This window comes from Streptomyces sp. NPDC107471 (assembly GCF_055582845.1).
Genome location: NZ_JBVJPC010000001.1, coordinates 697,799 through 720,727, shown reverse-complemented (window position 1 = coordinate 720,727; position 22,929 = coordinate 697,799). Strand labels below are relative to the sequence as shown.

At 73.1% G+C, this 22,929-nt stretch carries 23 protein-coding genes and 1 tRNA gene; 16 read left to right on the top strand and 8 right to left on the bottom strand.

Annotation, left to right across the window (positions count from 1 at the left end):
- Positions 1 to 203: 203 nt before the first annotated feature.
- The 4 genes from ACZ66S_RS03185 to ACZ66S_RS03170 are packed head-to-tail and all read right to left on the bottom strand — an operon-like array spanning position 204 to position 5,321.
- Positions 204 to 1,568 carry an O-antigen ligase family protein gene (locus ACZ66S_RS03185; protein ID WP_469899255.1) on the bottom strand — a complete coding sequence of 455 codons (1,365 nt, stop codon included), beginning with the start codon at positions 1,566 to 1,568 and terminating at the stop codon, positions 204 to 206.
- Positions 1,569 to 1,574: 6 nt separating this feature from the next.
- A complete protein-coding gene (locus ACZ66S_RS03180; protein ID WP_469899253.1) occupies positions 1,575 to 2,999 on the bottom strand; it encodes an exopolysaccharide biosynthesis polyprenyl glycosylphosphotransferase in 1,425 nt (474 codons plus the stop codon).
- Positions 2,996 to 4,171, bottom strand: a complete 1,176-nt coding sequence (locus tag ACZ66S_RS03175) for a glycosyltransferase (RefSeq protein WP_469899251.1) — start codon at positions 4,169 to 4,171, stop codon at positions 2,996 to 2,998. Before ACZ66S_RS03175 ends, ACZ66S_RS03180 begins: the two co-directional genes overlap by 4 nt.
- A 49-nt stretch (positions 4,172 to 4,220) precedes the next feature.
- Positions 4,221 to 5,321, bottom strand: coding sequence for a DUF3344 domain-containing protein (locus ACZ66S_RS03170; protein WP_469899249.1), 1,101 nt, complete (start codon positions 5,319 to 5,321; stop codon positions 4,221 to 4,223).
- Between the two features lie 256 nt (positions 5,322 to 5,577).
- Between ACZ66S_RS03170 and chpG the strand changes: the two genes are divergently transcribed.
- From chpG to ACZ66S_RS03130, 8 genes are all read left to right on the top strand, one after another.
- Entirely contained in the window at positions 5,578 to 5,817 is a 240-nt protein-coding gene (gene chpG / locus ACZ66S_RS03165; protein ID WP_469899248.1) for a chaplin ChpG, read from the top strand.
- A gap of 248 nt (positions 5,818 to 6,065) precedes the next feature.
- Complete coding sequence (locus ACZ66S_RS03160; protein ID WP_469899247.1) at positions 6,066 to 6,665, top strand: hypothetical protein; 600 nt, start codon at positions 6,066 to 6,068, stop codon at positions 6,663 to 6,665.
- Positions 6,666 to 6,779: 114 nt separating this feature from the next.
- On the top strand, positions 6,780 to 7,061 hold the full coding sequence (locus ACZ66S_RS03155; RefSeq protein ID WP_469899245.1) for a hypothetical protein: 282 nt from the start codon (positions 6,780 to 6,782) through the stop codon (positions 7,059 to 7,061).
- Positions 7,062 to 7,248: 187 nt separating this feature from the next.
- Positions 7,249 to 7,749, top strand: a complete 501-nt coding sequence (locus ACZ66S_RS03150; protein ID WP_469899243.1) for a DUF5949 family protein — start codon at positions 7,249 to 7,251, stop codon at positions 7,747 to 7,749.
- A gap of 4 nt (positions 7,750 to 7,753) precedes the next feature.
- Positions 7,754 to 8,359, top strand: coding sequence for a vitamin K epoxide reductase family protein (locus tag ACZ66S_RS03145; protein WP_469899241.1), 606 nt, complete (start codon positions 7,754 to 7,756; stop codon positions 8,357 to 8,359).
- Between the two features lie 124 nt (positions 8,360 to 8,483).
- Positions 8,484 to 8,999, top strand: a complete 516-nt coding sequence (locus tag ACZ66S_RS03140) for a hypothetical protein (protein ID WP_469899239.1) — start codon at positions 8,484 to 8,486, stop codon at positions 8,997 to 8,999.
- A gap of 119 nt (positions 9,000 to 9,118) precedes the next feature.
- Positions 9,119 to 9,604: a tyrosinase family oxidase copper chaperone gene (locus ACZ66S_RS03135; protein WP_469899237.1), complete on the top strand. Its 486-nt coding sequence runs from the start codon at positions 9,119 to 9,121 to the stop codon at positions 9,602 to 9,604.
- Complete coding sequence (locus ACZ66S_RS03130; RefSeq protein WP_469899235.1) at positions 9,588 to 10,454, top strand: tyrosinase family protein; 867 nt, start codon at positions 9,588 to 9,590, stop codon at positions 10,452 to 10,454. Before ACZ66S_RS03135 ends, ACZ66S_RS03130 begins: the two co-directional genes overlap by 17 nt.
- A gap of 86 nt (positions 10,455 to 10,540) precedes the next feature.
- Here ACZ66S_RS03130 and ACZ66S_RS03125 read toward each other — a convergent pair whose 3' ends face one another.
- From ACZ66S_RS03125 to ACZ66S_RS03115, 3 genes are all read right to left on the bottom strand, one after another.
- On the bottom strand, positions 10,541 to 10,834 hold the full coding sequence (locus ACZ66S_RS03125) for a chaplin (RefSeq protein ID WP_053849884.1): 294 nt from the start codon (positions 10,832 to 10,834) through the stop codon (positions 10,541 to 10,543).
- A gap of 139 nt (positions 10,835 to 10,973) precedes the next feature.
- On the bottom strand, positions 10,974 to 11,933 hold the full coding sequence (locus ACZ66S_RS03120) for a D-2-hydroxyacid dehydrogenase family protein (protein ID WP_469899233.1): 960 nt from the start codon (positions 11,931 to 11,933) through the stop codon (positions 10,974 to 10,976).
- Positions 11,934 to 12,075: 142 nt separating this feature from the next.
- Positions 12,076 to 12,148: transfer RNA gene (locus ACZ66S_RS03115), tRNA-Arg, on the bottom strand.
- A gap of 322 nt (positions 12,149 to 12,470) precedes the next feature.
- On the opposite strand from ACZ66S_RS03115, the gene ACZ66S_RS03110 reads away from it, so the two are divergent.
- From ACZ66S_RS03110 to ACZ66S_RS03075, 8 genes are all read left to right on the top strand, one after another.
- Positions 12,471 to 14,078, top strand: coding sequence for a dynamin family protein (locus ACZ66S_RS03110; protein WP_469899231.1), 1,608 nt, complete (start codon positions 12,471 to 12,473; stop codon positions 14,076 to 14,078).
- A gap of 3 nt (positions 14,079 to 14,081) precedes the next feature.
- Positions 14,082 to 16,052 (top strand): YfjP family GTPase, encoded by a 1,971-nt coding sequence (locus ACZ66S_RS03105; protein WP_469899229.1) that lies wholly within the window; start codon positions 14,082 to 14,084, stop codon positions 16,050 to 16,052.
- Between the two features lie 227 nt (positions 16,053 to 16,279).
- Positions 16,280 to 16,741 (top strand): single-stranded DNA-binding protein, encoded by a 462-nt coding sequence (locus tag ACZ66S_RS03100; RefSeq protein WP_469899227.1) that lies wholly within the window; start codon positions 16,280 to 16,282, stop codon positions 16,739 to 16,741.
- Positions 16,742 to 17,008: 267 nt separating this feature from the next.
- The gene (locus ACZ66S_RS03095) at positions 17,009 to 18,421 is read left to right on the top strand and encodes a Cys-Gln thioester bond-forming surface protein (RefSeq protein ID WP_469899225.1); all 1,413 of its coding nucleotides are present in this window, start codon (positions 17,009 to 17,011) and stop codon (positions 18,419 to 18,421) included.
- Between the two features lie 32 nt (positions 18,422 to 18,453).
- Entirely contained in the window at positions 18,454 to 18,816 is a 363-nt protein-coding gene (locus ACZ66S_RS03090; protein ID WP_469899224.1) for a hypothetical protein, read from the top strand.
- 229 nt (positions 18,817 to 19,045) lie between these two features.
- Complete coding sequence (gene ettA, locus ACZ66S_RS03085; protein ID WP_469899222.1) at positions 19,046 to 20,710, top strand: energy-dependent translational throttle protein EttA; 1,665 nt, start codon at positions 19,046 to 19,048, stop codon at positions 20,708 to 20,710.
- A 2-nt stretch (positions 20,711 to 20,712) separates the two neighbouring features.
- On the top strand, positions 20,713 to 21,126 hold the full coding sequence (locus ACZ66S_RS03080) for an acyl-CoA thioesterase (RefSeq protein ID WP_469899221.1): 414 nt from the start codon (positions 20,713 to 20,715) through the stop codon (positions 21,124 to 21,126).
- Positions 21,123 to 21,791 (top strand): DUF8185 domain-containing protein, encoded by a 669-nt coding sequence (locus tag ACZ66S_RS03075; protein ID WP_469899219.1) that lies wholly within the window; start codon positions 21,123 to 21,125, stop codon positions 21,789 to 21,791. The genes ACZ66S_RS03080 and ACZ66S_RS03075 overlap by 4 nt, the downstream gene beginning before the upstream one ends.
- Positions 21,792 to 21,798: 7 nt before the next feature.
- On the opposite strand, the gene ACZ66S_RS03070 is transcribed toward ACZ66S_RS03075, so the two are convergent.
- On the bottom strand, positions 21,799 to 22,755 hold the full coding sequence (locus ACZ66S_RS03070; RefSeq protein WP_469899217.1) for an ABC transporter ATP-binding protein: 957 nt from the start codon (positions 22,753 to 22,755) through the stop codon (positions 21,799 to 21,801).
- Positions 22,756 to 22,929: the final 174 nt, after the last annotated feature.

Genomic DNA, 22,929 nt, shown 5'->3' with positions numbered 1-22,929 from the left:
GGTTCCCCGAATGCTCGGCCCGTCGCCGGTTCCCCAAGTGCTCGGGCCGCCACCGGTTCCCCGGGTGATCGGCCCGTCACCCGTTCCGTACGCGACCGGCCCGTCGCCGCTTGCGTGGGCGACGGGTTCGGAGGCGGGACCGGCGTCCGTGCCCGCATCGCGGTCCGCCCCGGTGGCCCCAGTGGCATGCGGAGGTTTCACCGTCATCGTGTCCCGGCCCCCTCGGCCTCGGCGGCCCCCTCCCGCACCGGGACGGAACCGTTGCCGTACCGCGGCGGCAGGGCACCGCTGCCGACGAGCGCCCACCACGCCACCACGCCGAAGCACACCGCCGTCAGCACGGTCGAGGGCCCGCCGATGTCCGCGTACGCGAAGTCCGTGAGCTGCCACACCAGCAGCCCGCAGCCGACGAGCGCGCAGTCCAGCCCGCGCCCGGACACCCGTGCCCGCACCAGCCCGCGCAGTCCGCACACCAGCAGCGCCAACCAGGCGCCCGCGAGGGCGAGCAGGCCGATCAGGCCCTGTTCGGCGAGCACGAGGAGGTACATGTTGTGGGGGGACAGCAAGGGCTGCCGGCGGAAGGCCGCGCCCGCGCCCTCCGTGTCGCTGCCTGCGGACAGCGCGAGCGAGGCGTGCCCGTCGCGCTGCTCGGGGAAGCCCTTCAACCCCACGCCGTTCAGCGGCTGTTCGCGCCACATGCCGACGGCCGCCGCCCACATGGTGTACCGGTCGGTCACGGACTGGTCGGGGGCGTCGGTGACCTGCGTGATGCTGCTGATCCGCTCCTGCAACTGCGCCGAACCGACGCCGAAGCCGCCCACCAGGACCACGCCGACGGCGGCCGTCACGGCCCCCACCACCAGCGCCCGCCGCAGCCCGGCCAGCACCAACTGCGCCGAGCAGGTCACGGCCGTCGCGATCCACGCGCCCCGGCTGAAGGACAGCGCCAGCGGCAGGAGCAGCGCGAGCGCGCACCCGGCGGCCACCGCCCGCTGCCGCACGGACGCCTGTCCCAGCGCCAGCCCGAGCGCGCACACCAGACCGAAGGAGACGACGGTCGCCATCCCCATCACGTCCGCCGCGCCGAAGGTGCCGACGGCCCGGATGTCCTCCCCCTGGTAGGAGGCGCCGGTCCCGGTCGCGTACTGGTGCACGCCGATCGCGCCCTGCCACCCGGCCAGGGCCACGAACGACCAGGCCAGCAGCCGGAAGTCGCGCCGGTCCCGGACCAGCAGCAGCACGGCCGCCGGGACCAGCACGAACACCTGGAGGTAGCGGCCCAGACCGGTGAGCCCGGCCGCCGGCGAGGAGGCGCCCACCGCGGCGACGGCCAGCCCGGCCACCGGCAGCCCGAGGACGACGGCGGCCGTCCACGACAGGGGGCGCCGGCGCTCCCGCAGCAGCCGGACCACGCAGTACAGCACCACCAGGCCGGAGACCGCGTCGGCCGGACCCGCACCGCTCTCGGCGGTCGGCGACACCGGCAGCGCCAGCAGGGCGACCACGGCCACCACCGGCAGGACGGGGGTGAACTGCCGTACCCGTGCCAGGTTCAGCGCGAGGCTCATGCGCGCTCAGCTCCCCGTCGGACGCACGAGCGCGGCCGCGGTGCGCAGCAGGATGCAGATGTCCTGCCACAGCGACCAGTTGTCGATGTACGCGTTGTCGAACCGGCAGCGGTCCTCGATCGAGGTGTCCCCGCGCAGCCCGTGGATCTGCGCGAGGCCGGTGATCCCGGTGCGCATCCGGTGGCGGGCCGCGTAACCGGGGTAGGTCTGGCTGAACTTCGTGACGAAGTAGGGTCGTTCGGGCCGCGGGCCGACCAGGCTCATGTCGCCCCGCAGGACGTTCCACAACTGGAGCAGCTCGTCCAAGGAGGTGCGCCGCAGGAACCGGCACAGCCACGGCATGTGGTGCTCGTTCGCCACGCTCCAGCGGGTCGCCGCCTCATGGGCGTCGACCGGCCGGTGGGTGCGGAACTTCAGCAGCGTGAACGGCTTGCCGTCCTTGCCGATGCGCTCCTGCCGGAACACCACGCCGGGCCCGCCGCTCAGCCGCAGCGCCACCGCGCACACCAGCAGCAGCGGGCTGATCAGCAGCAGCAGCGTCCCGGACACGACCACGTCCAGCGCCCGCTTGCCTGCGCTGCCCCGCCGCCGGGACCCCATGACCAGACGCCGGCAGGAGAACCCGGCGAGCTGTTCGCGCATCTCGTACGACGGCGACTCCGCGTCGATCTCCCACACCGCGCAGCCCGACTCGGCGAGCGCCCGCAGCAGCGGGCCCTGCCGGGACCGTACGGACGGGTGCACGGTCAGGACGTCCCGTACGCCGTTCTGGATGAGGGCCCGCTCGACCTCCTCGCCGGTGGTGAGCACGGGCAGCCCCTCGCCGCCGTCGGGCTGCTCGGTCACGATGCCCACCGGGCGGACCCCGCAGCCCGGATGGCGCAGCACGGCGGCGGCCACGCGCTGCGCGGTCCCCGCCGGGCCGATCACGAGCGCGGCGCGCGGCCGGGTGAGCCGGGCGAGGCGCTGGCGCCGGCGCACGGTGCCGCGGCCCGCGCAGGCCACCGCCGACTGGAGCAGGAAGCCGGCGCCGAGGGTGGTCGGGGAGAGCGCCCGGTCCGGGTCGTACGCGGCCGCCGCGGCGGCGAGGGCCAGCCAGGCGACGGCGATCCGGGCGCAGACGGCGGGCAGTTCGTCGAGGACGCCGGTCACCTGGCGGGGCGGGTGCGGGCGCAGCAGCAGCGATCCGGCCACCAGCGCCGCCACGAGCAGCGGCCGCCACTGGGCGGTGCTGAGCGCGAACGCCCCCACGAGGGCGGCGACGAGGTCCGCGGTGAGCAGCGGGACCGGGGAGACGGGGCGCGCCGGGGGCCGCCGGGCGGGGAACCGGAACCCCGCGCCGGGGCCGCGCGGCGGCATGATCGAGACGGATGAGAATCCGAGGTCCCTGGCTTGTTTGCCGGGAGAGGGGACGGTGCTTTCCGCGGTCACGAGTGGATGGGCTCCCTGTACTCGGTGGGCGCGACGCGCGCGGCGGGCTCGGCGTCGAGCAGGTCGCGGTACAGGCCCGCCACCGCCTCGGACGTGCGCCGCACGTCGTGCGTGGACAGGACGTGACGGCGCCCCTGGTGGCCGAGCGACGCGCGCAGCGACGGGTCGAGCAGGAGGGCGGCGACGGCGTCGGCCAGCGCCGCCGGGTTCTCCGGGGGCACCAGGCAGCGCGGCGCGAGAGCGGACGGCAGGCTCTCCCGGGCGCCGTCCACGTCCGTCACCACCACGGGCCGCCCGCAGGCCATCGCCTCCAGCGGGGCGAGGGCCATGCCCTCCCAGCGTGACGGCAGGACGACCAGATCGGCGGCCCGGTACCAGGGCACGGCATCGGTGACGGCGCCTGCGAAGTGCACGGACCGCGGGGCCCGTTCGCGCAGCCGGTCCCGCTCGGGTCCGTCCCCGACGAGCACCAGCCGGGCCCGCGGCACCCGGTGCAGCACCGCGTCCCAGGCCCGCAGCAGGACGTCCTGCCCCTTCTGCCGGCACAGCCGCCCCACGCACACCACGAGCGGCGCCGCCGGATCGACCCCGGGCAGCAGCCGCTCCCGTACGGCGTCCGCGGCGGCGGGGCGGAAGCGGTCGGTGTCGATCCCGTTGGGGATCACGCTCCACCGCCCGGCGATCCCGGCCCGCAGCCCCGTCCGGCGCTCCGCGTCGCTGACGCACACCGTCCGCGCGGCCCAGCGCGCGCCGCGCCGCTCCCAGTTCAGCGCGAGGGCGGCGGTGACGCCGCCGACCGCCTCGAACGACCAGGCGTGCGGCTGGAACACGGTCGGGATCCGTCCCCGCACGGCGATCCGTCCGGCCAGTCCGGCCTTCGCGCTGTGCGCGTGCACCAGGTCGGGCCGCACCTCGTCGACCACCCGGGTGAGCCGCCGTACCTCCCGGACGAGCGCCGGACCCGGTGAGCGGGTCGCCTCCCAGCGCCGTACGTCCGCGCCCAGGGCCCGCAGTTCGGCGGAGAGGGGGCTGTCCGGGCAGGCGACCGTGACGTGCAGACCGGCGGCGACCTGGGCCCGCGCCAGATCCGTCACCACCCGGGCCACCCCGCCGTCCACGGGTTGCGTGAGGTGCAGGACCCGTGGCCCGGGGTCGGTTGCTGACTGGTGCATTGCGCGGTTTCCTCGCTCACGGACGGGCTCGGGACGGGCCGGAACGCGCCTACTGCCGGGCGTCGACGGCGACGAAGAGCGCGCCGGCCCATGCCGCGTCCCGCTGGGAAACGAGCCGGAAGGCCAGGTGGTCACCGCCGTGCCGCAGGGCGTTCCCGAGTTCGAACACGTCCGAGTCGTAGCCGAGGGTGTGCGGGTAGGAGGGCACACGCTCCGGCGCGAGCGCCCCCGCCTCGGAGATCGTGGAGTTCAGCACGTCGTCGCGGGGTCCGCCGGGACCGACGAGCACGGTGTGCGCGCCGCGGCCGGTCGACACGGTGAACGAATCACCCGTACGGCCGCGGTCGCCGTCGTAGGCGACGAGTCCCACCCGGCCGGTGCCCCTCGGTGCGAGGCGCAGTCCGCCCAGGCGGATCCGCGGGGCGGTACGGGAGTTCAGGGCGTCGAACCCGTCCCAGAGGGCGAGGTGCCGCAGCGGCTGCGCCGGGTTCCGGTACGCCACGACCAGCGTCCAGCCGCCCCACGCCCCGGCCTTCGACCTGCCCTTGGCCACGTTGACCTGCGCCACCGTGTACAGCCCCGGACCGCTGTCCCGGACCAGGTCCGTGACGTCAGCGGAGGCCTGGAAGGCGTCCGCGCCGTGCGCCGCCCGGTGACCCACCACGGTGTCCGCGAGGAGGGCCTTGTACTGCCCGCCGGGCTCCGCGACCAGCACCCGCCCGTTGTCCTTCGGCGGCTTCTGCTCGCCCACCCGCAGGTTGCCGCCCCAGTACAGCCGCGCGTACGTCACCCGCGAGCCCTCGGGCAGCCGGACCTCGGCGCGGGAGGAGTTGTAGGTGTTCGGGTCGCGGTCCACGTCGACGTAGACCATGTCGAAGTCGCCGTTGGCCCCCTTGCCGCCCGCGCGTACGGTCGGGCAGGCGGCGGCGGCCCCGGCGCCGGTGGCGCGGCAGGTGATGGAGGTGTTGGCGGCGCGGACGACACCGCCGTGCTGTGTCGCGCGGTACCGCTCGGCGAACGGGAGCCGCCGCGCCTCCGCGGCCGACGGGTCGGGCACCGTCGCTTCCGCGCGCACCGGCGCGCACAGGGCCGCCAGCAGGAGCACGCCCGCGATCGCACGGCGCGGCAGTGGGCCCGGGGAATTGCGCATGACCGGCGTTGCCCTTTCGGGAAAGTACGGCGCCCCGTGCGGGCGACGTGCCGTCTGCGGGGGCCTCGGGAGGTCCGCAACTCTAGTCACGATCCGGACTATTACTGTCAAATCAGTCAACCGTGTCGGCATCGCACGCCCGGGGCTCGGGCAGATCACCCCTTTGGCCGCACAACTCGCGCGGGCGCCGCGCGTTGACACAACGCCGGGCATCCCGCCCGGGTGTTTTGTGTCAACCCCCAAGGAGCAACTCTCCATGTCGCGTATCGCGAAGGGCCTGGCCCTGACCTCCGTTGCCGCCGCGGCCGTCGCCGGTGGTGCGGGCATCGCCGTCGCCGACAGTGGCGCGCAGGCCGCCGCCGCCCACTCCCCGGGCGTCCTGTCGGGCAACGTCGTGCAGGTTCCGGTTCACGTTCCGGTCAACGTCTGCGGCAACACCGTCGACGTCATCGCCCTGCTGAACCCGGCGTTCGGCAACCAGTGCGAGAACGACTGACGTTCACACGCCACCCCGTAGGCCGGCCGCCCTCCCGTGTTCGCACGCGGGAGAGCGGCCGGTCTGCGTTTCCCCGAACGGGGGATGCGGACGCCGGGCCGCCGCGCCGGGCCCGACAGCCGCACTCACCAGCGGCGACCCGGGTGACATGCGGCGCGACCCGGCACCGTGCGCGATCGATCGGTTGCGGGGCACGGTGGGTGAACACACGGTGGGCACAGATCCGACGCTCACCGAAAGGAACCCCCATGCGTGGTCTGCCCGCACGGCGTATCGCGTCCACCGCACTCTGCGCGACCCTGTTGGTCGGCCTGGCCGGTCCGGCCGCCCTGGCCGCCGACCCGGTCCGGGAGCGTGCCCACGCCGCGGCCCACGCGCCGCTGCCCGACGCGGACGCACTTCTCGGCCAGGTCAGGAGCCTCGGCAACCTCGGTGGCGTGATCACCCCGGTCACCGACCTGCTGAACGCCGTGCTCAAGGCCGACGAGGGCCGCCTCCCGGCCGACCGGGCGAACGAACTCGGCACCGCCGTGAAGGACGCCATCGCGCAGGCCACCGCGACGGCTCCGGCGTCACCGGGCGCGGGCACGTCGGCCACCACGCTCCCCGCGCCCACGCGGAACGGCACGGCGGCCCCCGCCGACGTCATCGGTGACGCCCTCGCCGCGCTGCAGAAGGCGATCGACGAGCTGATCCGGGCGGTGACGTCGGGCGCCGCCGCTCAGGTCTCCGCGGCGGTCACCGACACGGTGACGAGCCTCGTCAACACCGTGGCCGCGACGCTCGTCGGCGGCGGACTGCCCGCGCCGAGCCTGCCGGGCGTCCCCGTGGGCGGCCCGTCGAGCTGACCGACGGGATCTCATATGAGGACTCATAAAAGGAGTTTCCGCTCCGGTCGCAACTCGTTGGGCACGGCGTCAGAATTCCCTCTGGCGACCTGAGTTGCCGAAGAAAGGAACACGATGAAGTCCCTGAAGGCCGCTGCTGTCGTTGCCGGTTCCCTGGTCCTCGCCGGTGCCGCAGCGCCCGCGTTCGCCTACAACAGCGCCGACCTCACGCCCACCAGCCTCAACGGCGCCGTGAACGCGCTCACCAGGGGTCCCATCGACGTGATGCCGCTGCAGCACCAGTCGGACGCGCTCGACACCGAGAACACGGGCTCCGTGCTCAACGCCGTGAAAGGCGCGACCCAGGACCTGAACAACGACGGCGGAATTGCCGGCGTTCTTCCCGTGGGTGGCTGAATCCGCTTTTCCCGGCGCCCGGAGACATCCGGAAAAGGGGCCGATTCCCTGGTGGCCGTACAGGCCCCGGGATCGGCCCTTCGCGCTGTTCGACCCCGTCCCTCGTTCGTGTGGACGGACCGCGGTACATCGCCCGCTCGGGTGAGAACGCCCGGGCGGCCCCCCGGAGCGTCGCTATGGTCGCCCGGTGACCTCAACCTCAAGCGAAACCCGCCCCTTCCGCTCCGCCGACCTGGGCACCGTCGTCGTACTGCCCTGGAGCGGGGAGAACGCGGACGGCGTCGCCATCCCCCACCTCCTGGTCTGCTCCCTCGGGAACACCGAGGGCGGTCCGGAGGCGACGTCCGCCGCGGTCGAGCGGCTGCTGACCGACAACGGCCTGCCGGTCGGCCGGGAGCTGGTCGACGGCATCGCCAGGCCCAGTCTCCCGGTCGGCCTGCTCGTCGTCGCGGGCCAGGCCGTCCTGACCATGCCGCGGCTCAGCGTCCAGTGCACCGTGCCGCCGGAGTGGCTGGAGGCGATCGAGGCGCGCGGCTTCGCCTACCTCATCTTCACCACCCGCGCCTGGACCGAGGCCGAGCCGGGCGCGTCCGTCGACCCGGAGGCGCTCGCCGAGTTCGTCAACGCCGACGAGACCCTGGACGCCGCCGCGCACATCGTGCTGCCGGCCCGCAGCCTGCGCGCCTGACCCCGTGACCGCCCCGGGGCGCCAGCCGCGCGAACCCGTGGGCGCGAGCCGCGCCTTCGCCCTCCTGCTGGTGGTCACCGGGGCGGCCGGGCTGCTGGCCTCCTGGGTCATCACGCTCGACAAGTTCAGGCTGCTGGAGGACCCGGACTTCACCCCCGGGTGCAGCCTCAACCCGGTGGTCTCCTGCGGCAGCGTCATGGAGAGCGACCAGGCCTCGGCCTTCGGGTTCCCCAACCCGATGCTGGGCCTGGTCGCCTACGGCATCGTGGTCTGCGTCGGCACGGGCCTGTTCGCGGGCGCCCGCTTCCCGCGCTGGTACTGGCTGGCGTTCGGCGCCGGCTGCCTGTTCGGGCTCGGGTTCGTGTCGTGGCTCCAGTTCGAGTCGCTGTACCGGATCAACGCCCTGTGCCTGTGGTGCTGCCTGGCCTGGGTCGCCACCATCACGCTGTTCTGGTACGTCGTCGCGCACGCCGTACGCCACCGGCTCCTGCCCGCGCCCGCCCCGCTGAGGGCGTTCCTCGACGAGTTCGCCTGGGTGCCCCCGGTGCTGCACACCGGGATCGTCGGGATGCTGGTCCTGACCCGCTGGTGGGACTTCTGGACGGGTTGACCGGCCGTTGTCGGTTCGTCGTACTACTGCGGCACCCGGGGGATTCTTGCGCCGGTGACCGCCCCAGGATCGTTACGCGGTACGGACGTTGAGCCCCCGAACCCTGAAAAGGACCGCACCTGCCATGAAGTCGACCCCCCGAGGAACCCTTGCCGCCGTCGTCACCGGCGTCGCGGCCGCCATGGGCGCCGCCGCCGCGCCCGCCGTCGCGGTCGGCACGGTCCCCGTCCCGGTGCCCCTGGAAGCCGCCGAGAAGACCCTCAACATGGAGCTGCCGAGCCTGAACGGCGAGATCCCGCTGCCGCGGCCGGGCAAGCCCGACGGGCCGCAGTTCGTCGAGGGCCGGCTCCTCCCGGCCCGCACCGTCCCGCAGTTGCCGGTCACCGGCGGCCTGCCCGGCGCCGGCCTGCGCGCGCCCGTGCCGCACGTCCTCGGCACGGAGTTCGACCACGTCGGTGTCGGCGTCCCGACGTCCGACCTGCGCACCCTCTCGCCCGGCCTGAGCGTGGACGCCCCGCTGACGCGGCCCAACCCCGAGCACATGGGCCTGCCGGACACCAAGCTCCCGCAGGCGGGCATCCTCGCCCCCGTCCTGCAGACCGTGCCCGCCGCGAACCTGGGCATGGGACCGGGCCTGTAGGACCGCTCACGGCCCCGGTCCACGGCGTGGCTCCCCGGGCCGCCCGGACCGCAGGAGTGACCACGGGGGCCCTCGGACGGTTACGGCTGTGTACATCGCAACCGGACGAGGAGTGCACGATGGTCGTCAGCGTCGGTGGGGGAATGGCGGGAGCCGGGACAGGGGCGGTGAGACCCCGGCCGGTGCGCACCGCGCGGCGGGACGTGCTGCGCGGACTGCTCGTCACGGCCGTGGCCATGGCGCTGGCCCCCGTCGTCGCCGCCTCCCGGCCCCTGCGCCGGACCGCCCGGCCGGCGGACCTCGCCCTCGACTTCGACGAGATCCGCCGCGGCCACCGCATCCGGGGCTCGCGGACGGCGACCGTCGGGCACCCCGTCGACGCCGACGGCCCGTGGCACGTCACAGTGGACGACCGGCCGCTGCACCTCATGCGCCGTGCCGACGGCAGTTGGCTGAGCATGGTCGACCACTACCGCTCGTACCCGAGCCCGCTGGCGGCGGCCCGCGCGGCCGCCGACGAACTGGGGCCGGGGCGGCGGCTGCGCGACACGGACGCCATGGCGGGCGACACGCACTCGGGGGGCCACCATGGCGTACACGCGTAAGGACGTCAGCACCCTGACCGCCGGCGAGAAGCGGCGGTTCGTGAACGCGTTGCTGGAGCTGAAACGGCGCGGTGAGTACGACGAGTTCGTGCGCACCCACATCCAGTACTACGTCTCCGACGGCGAGGACGGACTGCGGACCGCCCACATGGCGCCCTCCTTCCTGCCCTGGCACCGCCGCTTCCTGCTGGACCTGGAGCGGGCGCTGCGCCGGGTGGACTCCTCGGTGACGGTGCCGTACTGGGACTGGACCCGGGACCGCACGACGACGTCCCCGCCCTGGACCAAGGACCTCCTCGGCGGCAACGGGCGGCGCTCGGACCGCCAGGTGACGACGGGGCCGTTCGCCTACGCGAGCGGCAACTGGACCCTCACGGAGGGCATCACCGACGCGGAGTTCCTCACCCGGGATCTCGGGCGCGCCGCCGCTCCCCTCGCGCTGCCGACCAGGAGCGAGCTGGAAGGGGCGCTCGCCGACCCCGTCTACGACGTCTCGCCCTGGAACTCCACGGTGACCAAGGGCTTCCGCAACAAGCTGGAGGGGTGGGGGAGCGGACGGGGCAGCGTCTCCTGGCGCAACCACAACCGGGTGCACCGCTGGGTCGGCGGGGCCATGGTGGGCGGCGCGTCGGTCAACGACCCCGTGTTCTGGCTGCACCACGCCTTCGTCGACCTGTGCTGGTACCGCTGGCAGCGGCGGCACGCCGGCGCCCGCTATCTGCCCGCCAGGCCGCCCGGGCCGGCCAGCGACCAGCACGAGCGGGTCGTGGCCCGGCACGAGCACCTGCCGCCGTGGGACGTGACGCCGGATCAGCTCGAGGACGTCAGCAGGATCTACCGGTACGCCTGAGCGCCCACGCGGGCCCGCGGACGCGGAACGGACAGCGAAGAGCCCCGGCGCTCGAGGTGCCGGGGCTCTGGTGCGCGTACGGACGATCAGCCGCCGTAGCCGCCGTGCCCACCCGGGCCGGGGTTGCCCTTGTGGCTGTCGCTGACGTTGGCGCAGCTATTGCCGAAGGCCGGGTTCAGCAGACCGATCACGTTGACGGTGTTCCCGCACACGTTGACCGGGATGTGGATCGGGACCTGGACGACGTTGCCGGACAGGACGCCGGGCGAGCCGACGGCGGTGCCGTCGGCGCCCGCGTCCGCCAGGGCCAGGCCCGCGCCGCCGATGACCACGGCGCCGGTGCCGAGCGCGACACCTGCTGCCTTCGCGATGCGAGACATCACGTTCTCCTTCTGACTCGGTGAGTGCGACGGCAGGACGCGCCGTCGCACTTCCCCTTCAACGCGGAGGCTCACTCCTGGTAACGGCGTTCATGTGGGGATCACCCTTCTTGAAGCGGAGGCCCGGGTACCGCCCGCGTCAGGGGAGCCGTCGTACGGGGGAGCCCGCCAGGTAGGCCTGGATGTTCTCGACGGCCTGGCCGTAGTAGGTCGCGTAGTTGGCCTGCGAGACATAGCCGAGGTGCGGGGTGGCGAGCAGGCGCGGCGCCGTGCGCATCGGGTGGTCGGCGGGCAGGGGCTCGGTGTCGAAGACGTCGACGCCCGCGCCGGCGATCCGGCCCTCGTGCAGGGCGGCGAGGAGCGCGTCCTGGTCGACGATCGCCGCGCGGGAGGTGTTGACCAGGTAGGCGGTGGGCTTGAGGAGGGCGAGTTCGGCGGCGCCGAGCAGACCGCGGGTGCGGTCGCCGAGGGCGAGGTGGACGGAGACGAAATCGCTCTCGGCGAGCAGCTCTTCCTTGGAGTCGGCGAGGTGGACGCCGACCTCGTCGGCGCGCTCCCGGGTGAGGTTGCGGCTCCAGGCACTGACCTCCATGCCGAAGGCGAGCCCGACCTGTGCCACCCGGCCGCCGATCTTTCCGAGGCCGAGCAGTCCGAGGCGGCGGCCGTGCAGGTCGGCGCCGACCGTGGACTGCCAGGGGCCGTTCGCGCGCAGGGCGTTGCTCTCGTCGACGATCCCGCGGGCCAGGCCGAGCAGCAGCGCCCAGGTCAGCTCGACCGGCGGGGTCGACGAACTCGCCGTCCCGCAGACGGTGACCCCGTGCGCCTCGGCGGCCGTGTAGTCGATGACGGAGTTGCGCATGCCGGAGGCGACGAGCAGTTTCAGCCGGGGCAGGCGGGCGAGGAGGGAGGCGGGGAAGGGGACGCGCTCGCGCAGGGTGACCACGATGTCGGCGTCGGCGAGGGCGGCGGCCAGCGCTTCCTCGTCGGCGAAGTGGGTGTCGTACGCGACGACGTCGACCCGGTCCGCGAGCGGTGACCAGTCGGCGAGCCGGGTCGCCGACCGCTGGTAGTCGTCGAGCACGGCACAGCGCAGACGCATGGCGGCCCTTCCCCTGCTTGATCCGGTCAGGGTGATCGACTCTACGCCGCGGCACTGACAGCGGGAGGGGCGCGTGATCTCGTCGGCCCGGGGCGGACATGAAAAGACCCTCTGCCCGGAACGCGTGGTCAGAAGGTGTGTGCGCCCCCGGCAGGACTCGAACCTGCGGCCAAGCGCTTAGAAGGCGCCTGCTCTATCCACTGAGCTACGGGGGCCGGGTGTGGTGGCTCCTGTCTTGGGTGCCCGGGTGTGGGCCGTTCCGTGACGTTGCCGGGGACAAGGATAGGGCTCCCACGACCTTGTCCCTGTTGCTTCGCCTCCGTGGCTCGATGTGGAGGTTCAGTGAAGCGGTCCTGATAATCGCAGGCAGGTACGAATCGTGCATCGCTTTTGGCGCCTGGCGCACCGGGTGTTGTGCACTCGTTATGCCTGGACTATGCCTCCGTCCCAGTCATCCCTTCCGTCCCTTGTGTCCGGTCGGCGCGCAGACATGGTCATATGCTTCAGAATTCCCCTAAAATTGGGCATTCTTCACATGTGGTGACCTTGGACGTACGGCCTCAGCTTCTCGACGCACTGTCCGCCTTGCGCGACCGTGTCGCCGCCGCACGCTTTCCGCTGCCCCTGGCGGGGGCGCCACGCGCGCGTGCCAACCGTGACGAGCTGCTGGCCCAGCTCGACGACTATCTGGTGCCCCGGTTGCGGGACCCCGAAGCGCCCCTGCTGGCCGTGGTGGGCGGTTCCACCGGGGCCGGCAAGTCGACCCTCGTCAACTCCCTTGTGGGACGCCGGGTGAGCGAGGCGGGCGTCCTGCGGCCGACCACGCGGACACCCGTACTGGTCTGCCATCCGGAGGACCATCACTGGTTCAGCGGAATGCGCGTACTGCCCGACCTCACGCGCGTGTGGGTGCCCCACGGGGAGCAGCCGGACGAACTCCTGCTGCCCGGCGAGAACCCCGCGCGCGTGCTGCGCGTCGAGACCGCCGACACCCTCCCGCCGGGCCTCGCGCTCCTGGACGCGCCCGACATCGACTCCCTCGTCGCCGACAACCGCGTCCTGGCCGCCGAGCTCATCTGCGCCGCCGACATCTGGATCATGGTCACCACGGCCGCCCGCTACGCCGACGCCGTGCCCTGGCATCTCCTGCGCACCGCCAAGGAGTACGACGCCACCCTGGTGACCGTCCTCGACCGGGTGCCGCACCAGGTCGTCTCCGAGGTCTCGCGCCAGTACGGCGCCCTGCTCACCAAGGCGGGCCTCGGCGAGGTCCCCCGGTTCACGGTGCCGGAGCTGCCCGAGTCGGCCTGGGGCGGCGGGCTGTTGCCGGCCACCGCCGTGGCCTCGCTGCGCACCTGGCTCGTCCACCAGGTGCAGGACCCCGCGGCCCGGCACCACGCTGTCGCCCGTACGGCCAACGGTGTGCTGGCCTCCCTCAAGTCGCGGATGCCCGAACTGGCCGGGGCGGCCGCCGCCCAGTACTCGGCCGCACTGCGGCTCACCGCCGCCGTCGAGGGGGCGTACGACAGCGAGTACGCGCGTGTGCGGGGGCGGCTCCAGGCCGGTGCCGTGCTCGCCGGTGACGCCCTCAAGCGCTGGCGGGCCTTCCCCCTCGACTGCACCGCCGAAGAGCTCCTGGACGCGCTGGTGGAGAGCCTGGGCGCCCTCCTGCTGTGCGCCGTCACGGCCGCCGACGAACGCGTGGACGAGGCCTGGCGGCGCGAACCGGCCGCGGCGGCACCGGAACTGACGGAGCGCGACCCCGGCCCGGAGAGCGCCGAGCACCGGATCGGGATGGCCGTACGACGCTGGCGGCGGGAGCTGGAGGAGTACGCCGAAGAGGAGATCCGCGACCTCGACCGTGGGGTCGCGCCCGACCCGGAGACGGTCGCCGCCCTCGTCGCCACCGCGCTGCTCGGCGGCCGCCGGGCCCGGGTCGCCGGCGAGGGGCTCGGCGAACGGATCGGCGCCCACGGGGCCCTGCGGCTGCGCGACCGGGGCGGACGGCTGCTCGCCGAGCACCTCGACCGGGTCGTGCACGCCGAACGCGAACGCCGGCTCGCCCCGCTGGACGCACTCGAGGTCCACCCCGAACCCCAGGCCGAACTCATCGCCGCGCTGTCCGTACTGCAGAAGGAGAGGTGACCGATGACCGCCGTCACGGATCAGGACCACACGGAGCGGGCGGGGGACACCACGTCCGGGAACGGGAAAGAGCGGGTCGAGGAATCGGTGGGTGACGCGGTGGCGGACGACAGCGGGAAGGACGGGCACGCGCGCGTGAAGAGGGCGCGGGCGGACCGGCGGGCGGATGCCGACTCCGGTTCCGCGCGGGCGGACGCAGGCCGGGCGCCTGCGCGCGGGGACGCCGGTCGGGCGTCTGCGCGCGGGGAGGCCGTGGAAGCGACCGGGGAGCAGGACGACGCCGAGTCCGGGGGTGCCTGGGACGACGGGCTCATCGCCCGCCGGGTCACCGCCGAGAGCGAGCAGACCACCGCCGTGGAGGCCCGCGGGACCAACGCCCCGCCGCCCGCGCCGCTCACCTACGACGGCCCCCTGCGCTCCCGTCTGGAGGCGCTGCGCGAACTCGTGGGGCTCTCACGGGCCCGGCTCGACAGCCGCACGCTCGCCGAGGCCGGGCAGGTCCTGGACGAGGCGGCCACCCGGCGCAGGCTCTCCGGGCAGCACACCGTCGTCGCCATCGCGGGGGCGACGGGCAGCGGCAAGTCGCAACTGTTCAACTCGCTCGCCGGAGTGGCCATCTCGGAGACCGGCGTGCGCCGGCCCACCACGGCCGCGCCGATCGCGTGCAGTTGGAGCGACGGCTCGGCGACCCTCATCGAACGGCTCGGCATCCCGCCCCGGTTGCGGCGGCGCCCGCTCCAGAGCGCCGAGGCGGAGGCGCAGTTGCGCGGGCTCGTCCTGATCGACCTGCCCGACCACGACTCCGCGGCGGTCCAGCACCGCGAGCACGTTGACCGGGTGCTGGCCCTCGTGGACGCCGTCATCTGGGTCGTCGACCCCGAGAAGTACGCCGACGCGATCCTGCACGAGCGCTATCTGCGGCCCATGGCGGGCCACGCGGAGGTCATGTTCGTCGTCCTCAACCAGATCGACCGGCTGCCCGGGGAGGCCGCCGAGCAGGTCCTCGACGATCTGCGGCGGCTGCTGGACGAGGACGGGATCGCCCTCGGCGAGTACGGCGAACCGGGCGCGACCGTGCTCGCGGTGTCGGCGCTCACCGGGGACGGTGTCGGGGAACTGCGCGAGGCGCTGGGCCAGTTCGTGACGGAGCGCGGAGCGCCGGCGCGGCGGATCGCGGCCGACGTGGACGCGGCGGCCTGGCGGCTGCGACCCGTCTACACGACGGGCCGGCGCACCGGGCTGAGCGAGGCGGCGCGCGACGACTTCGCCGCCCGCCTCGCGGACGCGGTCGGCGCCACCGCGGCGGGCGAGGCGGCCGAGCGCGCCTGGCTGCGCAACGCCAACCGCGCGTGCGGGACGCCCTGGCTGCGGCTGTGGCGCTGGTACCAGGACCGGTGCGAACCGGCCACGGGGCGGCTGCCGTTGCGCGCCCAGCCCGACGAGGAGGCGACCGCGCGGCAGCGGGTCGAGCACGCCGTACGGACGCTCGCCGACCGGGCCTCGGCCGGCCTGCCCGCGCCGTGGGCGCAGGCGGTGCGGGAGGCGGCCGTACGCGGCTCCCAGGGGCTGGCGGAGGCGTTGGACGAGCTGACGGCCCGGGCCGGGCTGCCGCCGGGCCGACCGCCGCGTCCCGGGTGGTGGCCGGTGGCCGTGCTCGCGCAGGCCTCCATGACGCTGCTCCAGATCGTCGGCGGGCTCTGGCTGGTGGGCCAGATCGTCGGGGTCATGGCGCCCAACCTGGGTGTCCCGGTGCTGCTGATGGTGGCCGGCATCGTCGGCGGCCCGCTCGTCGAGTGGAGCTGCCGGATGGCGGCGCGGGGGCCCGCGCGGCGCTACGGCGTGGAGGCGGAACGGCGGCTCAGGGAAGCGGCGTCCGGGTGCGGACGGGCACGGGTGCTGGACCCGGTGGCGGCGGAGCTGCTGCGGTACCGGGAGGTCCGGGAGCAGTACGGCAAGGTCGTCGGAGTGGGGTGAAGGTCGGAGTGGGGTGAAGGTCGGAGTGGGGTGAAGGACGGTCCCTCGGGCGGAAGCCCTCGTTCGGGTGGCGGAGTTCTCCACAGCCCGGGGGCGGTCCACAGGGCGCGGCGGGCTCGGCCCGGCGGAGGCAGTCTGGTGTCGCGGCGATCGCGGTGACGCGGTCGGCGCGCAGGCAGCAGCCGTACGGGACGGGCCCGTACGCATGTCCGGGAGGGGTTCCAGCGATGAACGAGACCATGATCTGCGCGGTGGGCAACGTGGCGACACAGCCGGTGTACCGGGAGCTGGCGACGGGTGCGTCGGTGCGGTTCCGGCTCGCGGCGACGGCGCGGTACCTGGACCGCGAGAAGAACGAATGGACGGACGGGCACACCAACTTCTTCACGGTGTGGGCCAACCGCCAGCTCGCCACGAACGTGGCCGGGTCGATCAACCTGGGTGATCCGGTGGTCGTGCAGGGCCGGTTGAAGGTGCGGTCGGAGGTGCGCGAGGGGCAGCCGGCCTGGACCTCGGCCGACATCGACGCCGTGGCGATCGGCCACGACCTCGCGCGCGGCACCTCGGCCTTCCGGCGCACCCAGCGCCCGGAGCAGGCCGCCGCGGGCGCGTCCGCGCAGCCGGAGCCCGCTTGGGAGACACCGCCGGGCGAGGCCGCGGACCGGGAGGAGCCCGTCGCGGTGACGTGACGGCGGCCGGGGACGCGGCAGGGCTGACCGAAGTGCGGCTTATCGGCGCATGCGCTCCGGATGTCGCCGGTCGACTTGTCGATAAGCCAGACGGGTCAAAGCTCCTGGCGATAACGATTCCGAGTCGGATCGATCTTCCGACCGCATCCTCGGGAAGAGGGGGGCGGCCGCGTCCCTAGGATGCCGAACACAGCTCCCGGGGCTACTGATTCTGCTGGTGGGACCGCCACCCCGCTCGACAACGGGTCCTGCTCGAAGGGGAATTCCGTGTTTTCTGCGTTCTCTGCGCTGTCCGTGCGCGGACGTGGGGCGGCTCGCCTCGCGGCCGTCACGTTCGTCTCCGGCCTGCTCGCCGCCGGTGCGACGGTCGCCGTCGCCGGCCCGGCGGCGGCGGACGGGGCGGCGCAGAACCAGAGAGGGGCGACCGCCACCATAGGGGGCCTGAAGACCTACGGTGATGCGGTGATACACGCCGCCGACGGCGATCTCCAGGTGTCCGCCGGGCTGTTCGAGATGTCCGTCGAGGGCGGCGGCACTCTGCAGACCTACTGCGTCGACCTCTACAACCCCACGCAGAAGGACGCCAAGTACCACGAGACCGACTGGAGCGGCACCTCGCTGGGGGCCAACAAGGACGCCGGCCGGATCCGTTGGATCCTGCAGAACTCCTATCCGCAGGTCAACGATCTCGCGGCGCTCGCCGCCAAGGCCGGTGTCGCCTCGGGCCTGACCGAGCAGGACGCGGCGGCGGGCACCCAGGTGGCGATCTGGCGCTACTCGGACCACGCGAAGGTCGACGCCGCCGACCCGCAGGCCGAGAAGCTCGCGGACTACCTGGAGAAGAGCGCCCGTGACGCCGCGGAGCCGACGGCGTCCCTGACGCTCGACCCGCCCGCGGTCTCCGGCCACCCCGGCGAGCTGCTCGGCCCGGTGACGGTGCACACCAACGCGGCCGGCGCCACGGTCACCCCGCCGGCGGACGCGGCCACCAGCGGCGTGCGGATCGTCGGCAAGGACGGCAACCCGGTGACCTCGGTGAGCAACGGCAGCGAGCTCTACTTCGACGTCCCCGAGGACGCGGCGGCGGGCTCGGCCGACCTGACCGTGCAGGCCTCGACCACCGTGCCGGTCGGCCGGGCGTTCGCCTCCGAGAGCCGCAGCCAGACCCAGATCCTCGCCGGCTCCAGCGAGTCGACGGTCTCGGCCGCGGCGAGCGCGTCCTGGGCGAAGGCGGGCGCCGTCCCCGCCCTGTCCGCGGCGCGGAACTGCGCCGAGAGCGGCCTGGACATCACAGCCGTCAACGAGGGCGACGAGGAGTTCGCGTTCGAGCTGATGGGCACGGAGTACGTCATCGCGGCGGGCGAGACCCGCACGGTCACGGTCCCGCTCCAGGAGGACCAGGCGTACGACTTCACGATCACCGGACCCGACGGCCTGTCCAAGCGCTTCACCGGTGTCCTCGACTGCCGCACCCGCAGCAGTGAGACGGGCACCACGACCCAGACGCTCAGCGAGCCCAGCCCCGCCACGGTGGCCGTCCCCACCACCGACGTCAACCTCGCCGAGACCGGCGGCTCCGCCACCACCCCGCTGATCGCCGGTACCGCCATCGCCCTGGTGGTGATCGGGGGCGCGGCCCTCGTGATCACCGGCAGGAAGCAGAACGGCGCACAGGACTGAACGGGAGAGGCCGGGCCGGGCAGAATGGCGTCATGACCAAGCCCTCCGCATCGTCGGCGCGTCACACCTCCTCGGACTCGGTGCTGTCCCTGTGGTCCCGGGACTCGGTCCTGTCGATCGGCTCGGTGGGCTCGGTGCTGTCCATCGGCTCCGTGGGCTCGGCCCTGTCGGTCGGCTCGATCGGCAGCGCCCTGTCCGTGGGCTCGATCGGTTCGGCACTGTCCCTGATCTCCGGAGGCTCCTGGCTGAGCACGGCGTCGCTGCTGTCGGCCCGGTCCCGGTGGTCGGTGCTGTCGGTGGGCACGTCCCGGGGGCTGATGCGGTCAGCGGGAGCGGTGGGGGCGGTGGCCGTGGGCGCGGCTGTGCTGGTGGCCATGCGCAGGGGCGAGGACTGATCCGACGCCCGGCGGGTGGCGGCGGGTTCACGGGCCGCCGTCCCTGGGCCGTCCGGCGCCCCCTGGGCCGCGCCACGGCAACGGACAGTGACCGTCGAGCCACCGCCGACGGTCGGGAAACCCCAGGTCACAGCCCCCCGGCCGAACGGGTTACCACCCGAGGGTGGACCTCAGGCAAGATGGGGTGTATCTGCCCACTGCCAGATTTCAAGCTGCCGGACGGTTTCTCTTGGCTGAGTACATCTACACCATGCGCAAGACGCGCAAGGCAATCGGCGACAAGGTCATCCTTGACGACGTCTCGCTGAACTTCCTGCCTGGCGCGAAGATCGGTGTGGTCGGCCCGAACGGTGCCGGTAAGTCGACCATTCTGAAGATCATGGCGGGGCTGGAGCAGCCGTCGAACGGCGATGCCTTCCTGTCGCCGGGCTACACCGTGGGGATCCTGCTGCAGGAGCCGCCGCTGAACGAGGACAAGACCGTCCTGGAGAACGTCCAGGAGGGCGTCGCCGAGGTCAAGGGCAAGCTCGACCGGTTCAACGAGATCGCCGAGCTCATGGCCACGGACTACTCCGACGCGCTGCTCGACGAGATGGGCAAGCTCCAGGAGGAGCTCGACCACGCCAACGCGTGGGACCTCGACGCGCAGCTCGAGCAGGCCATGGACGCGCTCGGGTGCCCGCCCGGCGACTGGCCCGTCACCAACCTCTCCGGTGGTGAGAAGCGCCGCGTGGCCCTGTGCAAGCTGCTGCTCGAAGCGCCTGACCTGCTGCTTCTCGACGAGCCCACCAACCACCTCGACGCCGAGTCGGTGAACTGGCTGGAGCAGCACCTGGCCAAGTACGAGGGCACCATCGTGGCCGTCACCCACGACCGGTACTTCCTGGACAACGTCGCCGGCTGGATCTGCGAGGTCGACCGCGGCCGCCTGCACGGCTACGAGGGCAACTACTCCAAGTACCTGGAGACCAAGCAGACCCGTCTCAAGGTCGAGGGTGCCAAGGACGCCAAGCGCGCCAAGCGGCTCAAGGAAGAGCTGGAGTGGGTGCGGTCCAACGCCAAGGGGCGTCAGGCCAAGTCCAAGGCCCGTCTCGCGCGCTACGAGGAGATGGCCGCCGAGGCCGACAAGATGCGGAAGCTGGACTTCGAGGAGATCCAGATCCCGCCGGGCCCGCGGCTCGGCAGTGTCGTCGTCGAGGTCAGCAACCTCAGCAAGGGCTTCGGCGACAAGGTCCTGATCGACGACCTGAGCTTCACGCTGCCGCGCAACGGCATCGTCGGTGTCATCGGCCCCAACGGCGCCGGCAAGACCACCCTCTTCAAGATGATCCAGGGCCTGGAGGAGCCGGACTCCGGCACCATCAAGGTCGGCGAGACCGTCAAGATCTCGTACGTCGACCAGAGCCGCGCGAACATCGACCCGAAGAAGACGCTGTGGGCGGTCGTCTCCGACGAGCTCGACTACATCAACGTCGGCCAGGTCGAGATGCCGAGCCGGGCGTACGTCTCGGCCTTCGGCTTCAAGGGCCCGGACCAGCAGAAGCCGGCCGGTGTCCTGTCCGGCGGTGAGCGCAACCGCCTCAACCTCGCGCTCACCCTCAAGCAGGGCGGCAACCTGCTGCTCCTCGACGAGCCGACCAACGACCTCGACGTCGAGACCCTCGGCTCGCTGGAGAACGCGCTCCTCGAGTTCCCGGGCGCGGCTGTGGTCGTCTCCCACGACCGCTGGTTCCTGGACCGGGTCGCCACCCACATCCTCGCCTACGAGGGCGACTCCAAGTGGTTCTGGTTCGAGGGCAACTTCGAGTCGTACGAGAAGAACAAGATCGAGCGGCTCGGCCCGGACGCCGCGCGTCCGCACCGCGCCACCTACAAGAAGCTGACCCGGGGCTGATCTTGCGGCACATCTACCGCTGCCCGCTGCGCTGGGCGGACATGGACGCGTACGGCCACGTCAACAACGTGGTCTTCCTCCGCTACCTGGAGGAAGCCCGTATCGACTTCCTGTTCCGCCCGGAGAAGGACTTCCAGCAGGGGTCCGTGGTGGCACGCCATGAGATCGACTACAAGCGGCAGCTCGTCCACCGGCACGCGCCGGTGGACATCGAGCTGTGGGTCACCGAGATCCGAGCGGCCTCCTTCACCATCGCCTACGAGGTGAAGGACGGCGACGAGGTGTACGTCCGGGCCTCGACGGTGATAGTGCCGTTCGACTTCCCGGCCCAGCGGCCGCGCCGGATCACCGCGGAGGAACGGGAGTTCCTCGAGGGGTACCGGGACGACGACGAGGAGGAGGCCGTCGCCGCATGACGGTGCTCCACCTCGCCGACGAGGGGGAGGCCGCGGACCTCGCCGCCTTCCTCTCCCGGCTGCTCCACTACGACCGCTCGGCCGCGGTGCGCCTCCAGGGCACCGGCACCGCGCTCGCCGTCTTCGGACGGCCGCCGTCCTTCGAGGTGCTGGCGATCCGCGCGGTGCGCCTGGCCAAGCCGTACGAGAACGGGCTCGACGTCACGCTCGACGTGACCGTGTCCGCCGGCGAGCTCCTGGAGTCCGTCGACGAGAGCGCCGGCACGGCTGTCGTGCCGGCGGCGGTGACCGGCCCGCCGTGGGCCGGAGTGCTGCCGCCGCGCGGCGGATGGCAGGAGGCGCCCGGGCTGCCGGAGCCGGAGACGCTGCGGGCGCTCGTCCACGCCGGGGTCGCCGAATTCCGTTCCCGCACCGAGGAGTTGGGCCCCGAGGCGCGTACCCGGGCCGAACTCGACCGGATCGGGCGGGAGATCTGGTCCCGGACCGTGGGGGACACCCGGCTGCCCGTCCGGGCCGTGCACGCGGCCCAGTCGCTCGGCTTCCTGCTGCCCAGCAGCCAGGCGGCGCTGTTCGCCTCGGGAGCGTGGCTGCGGCTGCGCACGCCGTACGGCTCGATCGCCGTACGCCAGGGGGGACTGGGGGCGCTCGGGGTCAGCGTGCGCTGACCGGCCGTCAGTCCCGGTCGCTGTCGTCCGGCCACACGCCGATGTGGTCCGGCTCCAGTTCCAACGCGACCCGGTCGCGCATGCCCAGTGCCTCGGTGTACTCCTTCGGGAGCTGGAGGCGGCCGGCGCGGTCGAGCATCGCGTACTCCCTCGCCACCAGGGTCTCGTCGCCCGTCGCCGCGTCCACCTGACTGCGGCGCAGGACCTCCGTGGAGGTGCGGCCGTCCCTGATGGCCACCGCGCGGCGGACCTCGCCCGCCACCGCCTGGTCGTGGGTGACGATCACGATCGTCGTGCCGAGCTGCTCGTTGGCGGTGCGGAACGCGGCGAAGATCTGTTCCGCGGTCTGGGAGTCGAGTTCGCCCGTCGGCTCGTCGGCCAGCAGGACCGCGGGGCTGTTGGCCAGCGCCACGGCGATCGCCACGCGCTGCTGCTGGCCGCCCGACATCTGGTGCGGGCGGCGGTTGCGGCAGTCGGCCACCTCCAGCAACTCCAGGAGTTCCAGGGCGCGTTCGGTCTGGGCGCGGCGGGGTGTCCGGGAGCCGGAGAGCTGGATGGGCAGGGTGATGTTCTGCGTGGCGGTGAGGTAGGGGAGCAGGTTGCGGGAGGTCTGCTGCCAGACGAAGCCGACCGTCCTGCGGCGGTAGGCCAGGCGGTCCTTCGCCGTCATGGTCAGCAGGTCGTGGCCCGCGACCCTGGCCGCGCCGGCGGTGGGGGTGTCCAGTCCGGCGAGGATGTTCATGAGGGTGGACTTGCCGCTGCCGGACGCGCCCACGAGGGCGAGGAGTTCGCCCTCCCGGACGAGGAGGTCGAGACCCTGGAGGGCCTGGACCTCGACGCCGTCCGTGGTGAAGATGCGGACGAGCCGGTCGCAGGTGATCAGGGCGTCGTGGCCGTAGGCGGGGCGGTCGCGGAACCGGGTCGCCTTGTGGGCGAGGTCGGTGAGGGTGGGGTTCGTGGTCACTGGCCGTCTCCTGAGGGGGCGCCTGTCGATGTGCCGCGCTGTGCCGTCGGGCGGGTGCCGTGGTCCGGGGGCGGCCCTGCCGCCGGGGTGGTCGCCGCCCGTGCGAGGTCGTTCATCTCGCGTCCCCTGCCGCCGCGGAGTCGCTCATCCCGTGGTCCCGCCCACGCGGAGTCG